The sequence below is a fragment of the Arthrobacter mobilis genome (genome assembly GCF_012395835.1).
Classification (GTDB): Bacteria; Actinomycetota; Actinomycetes; order Actinomycetales; family Micrococcaceae; genus Crystallibacter; species Crystallibacter mobilis.
Map to the genome: position 1 here is coordinate 1 of NZ_JAAZSQ010000070.1, position 980 is coordinate 980.

Here is a 980-nt window from a genome sequence, read left to right on the forward strand (position 1 = left end):
AAATCTGATATCAACAGGTGCTCAGGCCGGGGTTGCAGGTGCATTTATGGCCTGGATTATCTGGCAAGCCAAAACCTATGCTTCCCAGCTCGCAGGGGTAGGTGTTGAAGGCGCGATGCAAGGGGCAGCCGCAATGGGGATTGGTGCTGGCGTGTTCGGCGCTTCCCGTATGGGGCGTAATCTGCTTGGTATGGGTAAAAATGCAGGGATTGGCGCATGGAAAGGCGTTCGCCGTCAGGATGGAGGGTTCAACCAGTCTCCTGGTGTATCCGGTAAGTTGGGGAATCTGACCGGGCAGGGCGTTAATATTGGCGCTAAGAGGCTTCGCCAGGCTGCGATAGATGCGGCGAAAAAGAAATATGGAGGTTAACCGATTTATTATTTAAATCTGTCAACTCTGAGTATTCCGCAGTAAATATTCACTCCTCTATTTAGGTTCTCACATTATGAAACTACTTATCACGGCTATCGTGACGCTTTGCCTTGTCGGATGCCAGGCGTCACATAAACAACCTCCGGTATCCGGAAAAAGCGAACCTGTTAATTCAGCAGAGGTAATGCGCAATGGGGTTTAAACTCTCAGGATTAAAACTTCCCGGTTTTAACAAGAAAAAAGAAGTAACAGACTCTTCAACTACTTTTGAAGAGAAAAATGTATTGATGCAGGAGAAAATGAACCGCATTTATAAATTCGGTGGTATTGCAGGAATTGCCGTAGGTGTGTTGTCTCTGCTGGCACTGAATGGAGCGCTACCGTTAAAGAGTACGGTTGTCGAAGCTTATCTTATTAATGGTGTCACTGGCGTTGCTGAAAGACTGACTTCTGTTAAAAAAGAAAACCTCTCTGAAAATGAAGCGCTGGCGAAATACTTCATTACTCAGTATGTGAAGCGTCGTGAAGGGTATAACTATTTCAGTCTCCAGCATGATTATGATTATGTTCTGTTATACAGCGCTGAGAATGTGGCGACGGATTACAA

At 46.0% G+C, this 980-nt stretch carries 2 protein-coding genes; both read left to right on the forward strand.

Annotated features, from left to right (window positions below; all coding sequences use genetic code 11):
- Positions 1-370, forward strand: a 370-nt coding sequence (locus HGG74_RS20865; protein ID WP_376766166.1) for a hypothetical protein, incomplete at its 5' end; no start/stop codon positions are given.
- Positions 371-564: 194 nt separating this feature from the next.
- The coding region (locus tag HGG74_RS20870) for a VirB8/TrbF family protein (protein WP_168489460.1) at positions 565-980 on the forward strand (416 nt) is incomplete at its 3' end.